This is a genomic window from Acidobacteriota bacterium (assembly GCA_016196035.1).
Taxonomy (GTDB): domain Bacteria; phylum Acidobacteriota; class Blastocatellia; order RBC074; family RBC074; genus JACPYM01.
In genome coordinates, this window is sequence record JACPYM010000006.1 from 125951 (window position 1) to 132472 (window position 6522).

General features: G+C 58.3%; 7 protein-coding genes and 1 pseudogene. All 8 read left to right on the plus strand.

Annotated elements, in window-relative coordinates; translation table 11 throughout:
- Positions 1-14: 14 nt before the first annotated feature.
- The 8 genes and pseudogenes from HY011_02540 to HY011_02575 all read left to right on the plus strand — a co-directional run bounded on the left by HY011_02540 (position 15) and on the right by HY011_02575 (position 6236).
- Entirely contained in the window at positions 15-869 is an 855-nt protein-coding gene (locus tag HY011_02540; protein MBI3421796.1) for an NTP transferase domain-containing protein, read from the plus strand.
- 200 nt (positions 870-1069) lie between these two features.
- Complete coding sequence (locus HY011_02545) at positions 1070-2236, plus strand: ABC transporter permease (GenBank protein ID MBI3421797.1); 1167 nt, start codon at positions 1070-1072, stop codon at positions 2234-2236.
- Positions 2237-2260: 24 nt separating this feature from the next.
- Positions 2261-3025 carry a VOC family protein gene (locus tag HY011_02550; GenBank protein MBI3421798.1) on the plus strand — a complete coding sequence of 255 codons (765 nt, stop codon included), beginning with the start codon at positions 2261-2263 and terminating at the stop codon, positions 3023-3025.
- A 63-nt stretch (positions 3026-3088) separates the two neighbouring features.
- On the plus strand, positions 3089-3412 hold the full coding sequence (locus HY011_02555; GenBank protein ID MBI3421799.1) for a dihydrofolate reductase family protein: 324 nt from the start codon (positions 3089-3091) through the stop codon (positions 3410-3412).
- Between the two features lie 76 nt (positions 3413-3488).
- Positions 3489-3920 carry a hypothetical protein gene (locus tag HY011_02560; protein MBI3421800.1) on the plus strand — a complete coding sequence of 144 codons (432 nt, stop codon included), beginning with the start codon at positions 3489-3491 and terminating at the stop codon, positions 3918-3920.
- Between the two features lie 74 nt (positions 3921-3994).
- Positions 3995-4381, plus strand: coding sequence for a DUF1801 domain-containing protein (locus tag HY011_02565; protein ID MBI3421801.1), 387 nt, complete (start codon positions 3995-3997; stop codon positions 4379-4381).
- Between the two features lie 31 nt (positions 4382-4412).
- Entirely contained in the window at positions 4413-5579 is a 1167-nt protein-coding gene (locus HY011_02570; protein MBI3421802.1) for an ABC transporter permease, read from the plus strand.
- A 91-nt stretch (positions 5580-5670) separates the two neighbouring features.
- Positions 5671-6236, plus strand: a pseudogene (locus tag HY011_02575) (dihydrofolate reductase family protein).
- Positions 6237-6522: the final 286 nt, after the last annotated feature.

The following is a 6522-nucleotide window of genomic DNA, read 5'->3' on the forward strand; positions in this document are numbered from 1 at the left end:
AGGAACCAGAATCAATGGAAGTGAAAACAGGAGTGATCGCCGCTGCCGGTTCGGGCACGCGTATGCTGCCCGTGACGCTCGGCTATCCCAAAGAATTACTGCCCGTCATTAACCAACCCGCCTTACAACTGATCATTGACGAATACATCACCGCCGGCCTCAACCGCATCATCATCATCACCGGCGAAAACGCCGCGCCGCTACACCGCCAATACGATCTGTCGAATGCGCCCGCGCGCGGCAAGCACAAAGCCCTGGACGACTTCGTAGACCGCCTCGCCGACATCGAAATCATCTTCGAGCCGCAAGCCGGGCCTTATGGCAACGGCACGCCGCTCTTGGTCGCGCAACAGCACATCCCGGCGGGCGCGGGCTTTCTCTATGCGTATGGCGACGACATTCTCAAGACAAAGAAATCCTTCGCGCAACAACTGATCGAATTGCACCACGCCACGGGCGCGCTCGCGGTCGGCGTCCAACCGGTCGCCTGGGAAGAGGTGGTGCGTTATGGCATCGTCGAATTGCAAGAGGGCACGACGAATGTGATGCGTGATGTGATCGAAAAACCGCCGCGCGCCGAGGCCAAATCCAATCTGGCGATGTTTGGCCGTTTCCTGCTCTCGCACGACGTGATTCAAATTCTGCGCGAGATTCCGCTGGGCCAAGCCAACGAATTATGGTTGACCGATGCCGTGCGTGAATACGTGCGGCGCGGCGGGCGTGTGGTGGTCAATCCTGTCACCGACGGTGAATGGCTGACGATTGGCGATCCGGTGAATTACCTGCAAACGCTGATCGAGTACGCGTTGGAAGATGCCGAGATTCGCGCGGCACTGGAACCGCGCATCCGCCGCCGGTTGAATTTGTAAGCTGCCACGGGTTGTCTCACGTGTGCAATGCACATAAGATGGCGGCTCCGAAAAGAATGTGGTGCGGTACAGGGAGCGGTAGCGACCTGGTTTTTGATGTGTTGCCAACCGGAAGAACCAGGTCGCTACCGCTCCCTGTACCGCATTGTGTGTACGCCACTGCTGTAACGTTGCTCTATCTTTTCAAAGGAGCGCCCCTTATGTTTCGCCACCTCCCGTTGATTTTCAAAAACAGTCTGCGCAATCGCCGCCGCAGCCTGCTGACCATCATCAGCATCGCGGCCTCGCTCTGCCTGCTGGGCACGCTGCTGGCGCTCTACAACTCGTTCTTTCACGCCGAAGTGACGCCCGATCAGGCGCTGCGTTTGATTACGCGCAATCGCATCTCGCTCGCCAATCCGCTGCCGCTCTCCTATCAAGCGCAGATCAAGCAAGTCCCCGGCGTCAAAGAGGCGATGATCTTTCAATGGTTCGGCGGCACATATAAAGACGCGCGCGATCCGGCCAATTTCTTCGCGCGCTTTGCCATCGAGGGCGACAAGCTGGCTGTCGTCAATCCCGAATACAAGCTGCCTGACGCCGAGCGCGCGGCCTTCCTGCAAGAGCAAACCGCCTGCATTGTAGGCCGCAAAACGGCCACGCGGCACAACATGAAAGTCGGCGACCACGTCGCGCTCGAGGGCGACGCCTATCCGATCAAGCTCGACCTCGTCATTCGCGGCATCTACGATTGCGCCCTCGACAATGAGACGCTCTTCTTCCACTACAAATATCTGAACGAGAGCGTCGCCGCGCTGCCAGCCTTCCGTGATGTCGTCGCCACGTTCACCATCCGGCTCAATCGCATCGAAGATTCCAATGCCGTGGCCAAAGCCATTGACGACAAGTTCCACAATGCGCCGGTACAAACCAAGACTGAAACCGAACAGGCCTTTGCGCTGAGCTTCGTCGGCTTCCTCGGCAACGTGAAACTGATCCTGCTTTCGATTTGCGCGGCGGTGACCTTCACGATCCTGCTGGTGTCGGGCAACACGATGGCGATGGCCGTGCGCGAACGCGTGCGCGAGGTGGGTGTGCTCAAAACGCTGGGCTATACCAACAGCATCGTCCTGCTGGTGCTGGTGGGCGAAGCGGTGTTGATCTCGCTGATCGGCGGCGCGCTGGGGCTGTTGCTGACGAGCGGCTTGCTCGCCCTGCTGCGCACAGCGCCTTCGACCTTTGTGAATACGAGCCAGCTTACGCTGCCGCTCTCGGTGACGCTGCTCTGTTTGCTGATTGCCGTGACCATTGGCGTGGTCAGTTCGATTGTGCCGGCCTGGGGCGCGTCGCGGCGTTCGATTGTCGAGGCCTTGAGATTCACCGACTGAGTTTCTGACAGAGGAGAAACGGCAATGGACATGTCCAAATTACCGCCAGGAAGCGGTAAACATCCGATCCCCTTCGTCGTCATTTCGGCCAACGACATAGCAGCTTCGATCAAGTTCTATGCCGAATTATTCGGCTGGCAACCGCATGCGGTGTCAGCCGAATTGACTGGCGCCGTGGTTCCGGCAGGGCCGAACGTGGCATGGCGTTCCGGTCTTCCTGACGGCTTCCCCTCGGCGGTTCCTTACCTCGGCGTGCCCGACGTAGACGCCGCGCTGGAACGGATCGTGGCCGCCGGCGGCTCAGTCGAACACGCCGCCTGGGACGTGCCGATGGCCGGCAGGCTCGCGCGGTTCAAAGACCTGTCAGGAACCATTTACGGACTCACGAATGGCGTTGCGCCTGGAACCATGCTGCCGCATATTCCCATGCCGTTTGGCTCCAACCCCAAACCGCCCGCAGGCACGCTTTGCAGTCTGGAAATGTATGCTGCCGATGGCAAGGCAGCGGCGCGTTTCTTCGGCGCGTTATTCGGCTGGGGTACGTTGGAAACGATGCCGCAATACATGGCGTTCGATCCCGGCGCGGGCATCGGCGGTGTCTTCCAATCGCATACGCCAGGGCTGCCCGCCGTGGCTTACATATACGTCACGGATGTCGTCGCAAAGATCGCGGAAATCGAAGCCGCAGGCGGCGCGCGCATGGGCGACCCCATGCCGATACCGGGCATGGCCTGTTTCGGCTATTTCAAAGACCCGTCGGGCAGCAGCATGGGATTGATCGGGCCGTAAGTTCAGCACCTGTGGAGTAACTCCACGTTACTCCACGGTAACGTCGCCAAGGCGCTAGAGCGGTTGAAGGCGGAGCAGGAGAAAGACTTTTTGATCTTCGGCCGCAGCGCGTTAGTTCAATCGTTGGTGCGGTGGAGCCTGGTGGATGAATTTGTATTGCTGATTGATCCGTTGGCGCTGGGCACGTGTTGCCGTCTCTTTGTTGATGGTGGGACGCCCAGCAATTTCAAGCTCCGCGACGTAAAGGCAACCGCGAATGGCGTGGTGGTTGCGACCTACTTGCCGGCAGAAAGCGGTAGTGGGCTAAAGTTGTGTTGTTGGCAAAACGTAGTAGCGCGAGGGACGGCGTGTCCGTCGCCATCTGTCAGCATAGTTCTTCCCTTTTAGACAGCAACACAACTTTAGCCCATTACCCAGAAAGCTGATAGCGTGGCAGAATAGGACATAGACCAAAGTACAAGCTATGCGAATCTGGTCGCTCCATCCAAAATATCTCGATTCCAAGGGACTGGTTGCCGCCTGGCGCGAAGCCCTGCTGGCGCAGAAAGTGCTCAAAGGAGAAACCAAAGGCTATACCCGGCATCCGCAACTTGACCGCTTCAAAGCGCAGGCTGATCCGGTTGCGGCAATCGCAACTTACCTGCTGGGCTTATACGAAGAGGCACAAAGCAGAGCGTTTCAATTTGATCGAGACAAAATCGCGCCTGGCCGTGTACTAACTCAAATCCCCACCACTGAAGGACAGGTTTTGTATGAATGGAACCATCTCAAGCGTAAGTTAAAGCAGCGCGACCCGAGGAAATACAAAGAACTGTCCAAGACAAGCCAGGTTGAAGCGCACCCTTTTTTCAAAGTAATCGGTGGCGCGGTGGAAAGTTGGGAAGTAACAAAATAAATGCCCAACGGCCACGCCATGCGGTTCAGGATGTCACTCAGGATGTTACCCAGGATGTTACGGAGGATAGTAAGATGCGAACTAATCAATCCGCCCCCAATAACATAGATGAATACATCGCGAGGTTTCCAACTGAGGTACAAGAAAAGCTCGAAAAGATCAGGCGGACGATCCGCCAAGCGGCGCCGGACGCAGCGGAAGCGATCAAGTATCAAATGCCGACCTTTGTGTTGAAGGGGAACCTGGTGCATTTTGCAGCCTTCAAAAACCATCTCGGTTTTTACCCCGCGCCGAGTGGAATCGAGGAGTTCAAAGACGAGCTATCCGTTTATGAAGGCGCGAAGGGTTCGGTAAGATTCCCGTTGGATCAGCCAGTCCCATTGGGCTTGATACATAAGATTGTGCAGTTCCGGGTTAAGCAAAATTTGGCAAAAGCCGCGGCCAAAGCGAAAAAGCGTTAGCGAACATGGCCCGCGTAGTTACTGGTGAATTATGAAAATCCCGCTTTCCTATAACATCCGCAACCTGATCGCGCGCCGCACGACGACGCTGATGACGGCGCTGGGCATTGCGTTGACCGTGGCGGTGCTGCTCAGCATTTCGGCGATGGTCGAAGGGCTGCGCAGTTCGCTCGAAGCGACCGGCCATCCGCTGCACCTGCTGGTGACGCGCAAAGGCGCGAACGCGGAACTCAATTCCAACGTGACGCAGGAACAATTCCAGACCATCAAGGTCAAACCCGGCATCGCGCGCACGCCCGAAGGCGAGCCGATGGCTTCGCTTGAGTTGGTCACGGTCATCCTGCTCGAAAGCCCCGAAAACCCCGCCGGCATCAACATCAGTTTGCGCGGACTAACGCCGGTGGGGTTTGCGATGCGCGATTATGTGCGCATCGCTGAGGGCCGCATGTTTCAACCCGGACGCCGCGAAGTCGTCGTCGGCAAGGGCCTGGCAAAACGCTACCCCAAAGCACGCCTCGGCGGGAAACTGGAATTCGGACGCGGCGCATGGGAAGTCGTCGGCGTGATGGATGGCGGGCGCTCCGCCGCCAACAGCGAAGTCTTTTGCGATCTGGCGCAACTCGCCTCCGATCAAAACCGCGAAACGGCGCTGAGTTCCGTGCTCATCCGCGCCACTGATGCCGTGGCAATGCAAGCGCTGATGAACGACCTGAAAGAAGACCGCCGCTTGAATGCCGACGCGGTGACGGAAAAGGCCTATTACCAGGAGCAGATGGCTTCGGCGGCGCCGATTCGTTTTCTGGGCATGTTCGTCGCCATCATCATGGCGATTGGTTCCAGCTTCGCGGCGATGAATACGATGTATGCGGCGGTGGCGCGGCGTGCGCCGGAAATCGGCACCTTGCGCGTGCTGGGCTTTTCCAAACTCGGCATCCTGACCAGCTTCCTGATCGAAGCGTTGTTGCTGAGCCTGCTGGGCGGTGTCATCGGCTGCCTGTTGGTGCTGCCGCTCAACGATTTCACCACCGGCATCGGCAGCTTCATCACCTTCAGCGAATTCACCTTCAACTTCCGCATCACGCCCGCGATCATGCTCATGGGCATCGCCTTCGCGGTGGTGATGGGCATCATTGGCGGACTGTTCCCGGCGGGGGCAGCGGCGCGGAAAGAGATTTTGGCGGCGCTGAAACAATCTTAAGGGACTAAAAGCTATGTCTGGAAGTTATGTTAGGTTACGGCTTGGGAGATTGCGATTTGATCACCAGCTACAAACATAAAGGAGAATCACAATGCGACCACTTCGGTATTCCATCAATGTCACATTGGACGGGTGCTGCGATCATCGTGCAATTCCCGCAGACGAAGAGTTGCATCGTCACGCGATGGAAAACATTGACCAGGCCGATGCTCTCCTCTTGGGCCGGGTGACCTACGAAATGATGGAAGCAGCGTGGCGGTCGCCGCGGATGGGAGCGATGCCTGATTGGACGGAACCCTTCGCCCGGACGATCGACGCGGCAAAGAAGTACGTCGTGTCGAGCACCCTGGACCACGTCGATTGGAACGCGGAGCTCGTGCGCGGGGATATGGGGAAGGCCGTTCAACAGCTCAAGCGGGAGTCGGGTAAGGGACTGTTCGTGGGAGGCGTGAAGCTCCCGCTGGCATTGGCGGAGCTGGGATTGAGTTGGCGGAGCTGGGATTGATCGATGAGTACGAGTTCGTCGTGCAGCCCACGCTAGCGGGCCACGGGCCGACGTTGTTCGCGGGGCTATCGAAGCGTGTCGACTTGAGGCTCGTGAGCCGGCTGGAGTTCGGCTCGGGGGCGGTGGCGATGCGGTATGAGCCGAGAAGGTAGCCATTGGGCTTGTTAAGCCCGGAGAGATGGGAGAGATGGAAACTCGGGGACAGACGGGATGTTTTCCCCTGCGGTTTTGTTTTATGTGAGCCCTACGGGAGCACAGGGCGGAGCCTGCCTGCGGCGAGGTCTTTCAAGGCGCGGAGGCGTCCGTCGAGCTCGGCGGGCGTCAGGCGCCCCTGGCGGTAGAGCGTGCGCAGAAAATCCCGGGCCGGACGGTCGCCCTTGCGCGAGTTGCATTCAAGACAGCAGGAAACCAGGTTGCGGTAGGAATTGCGTCCAAAGC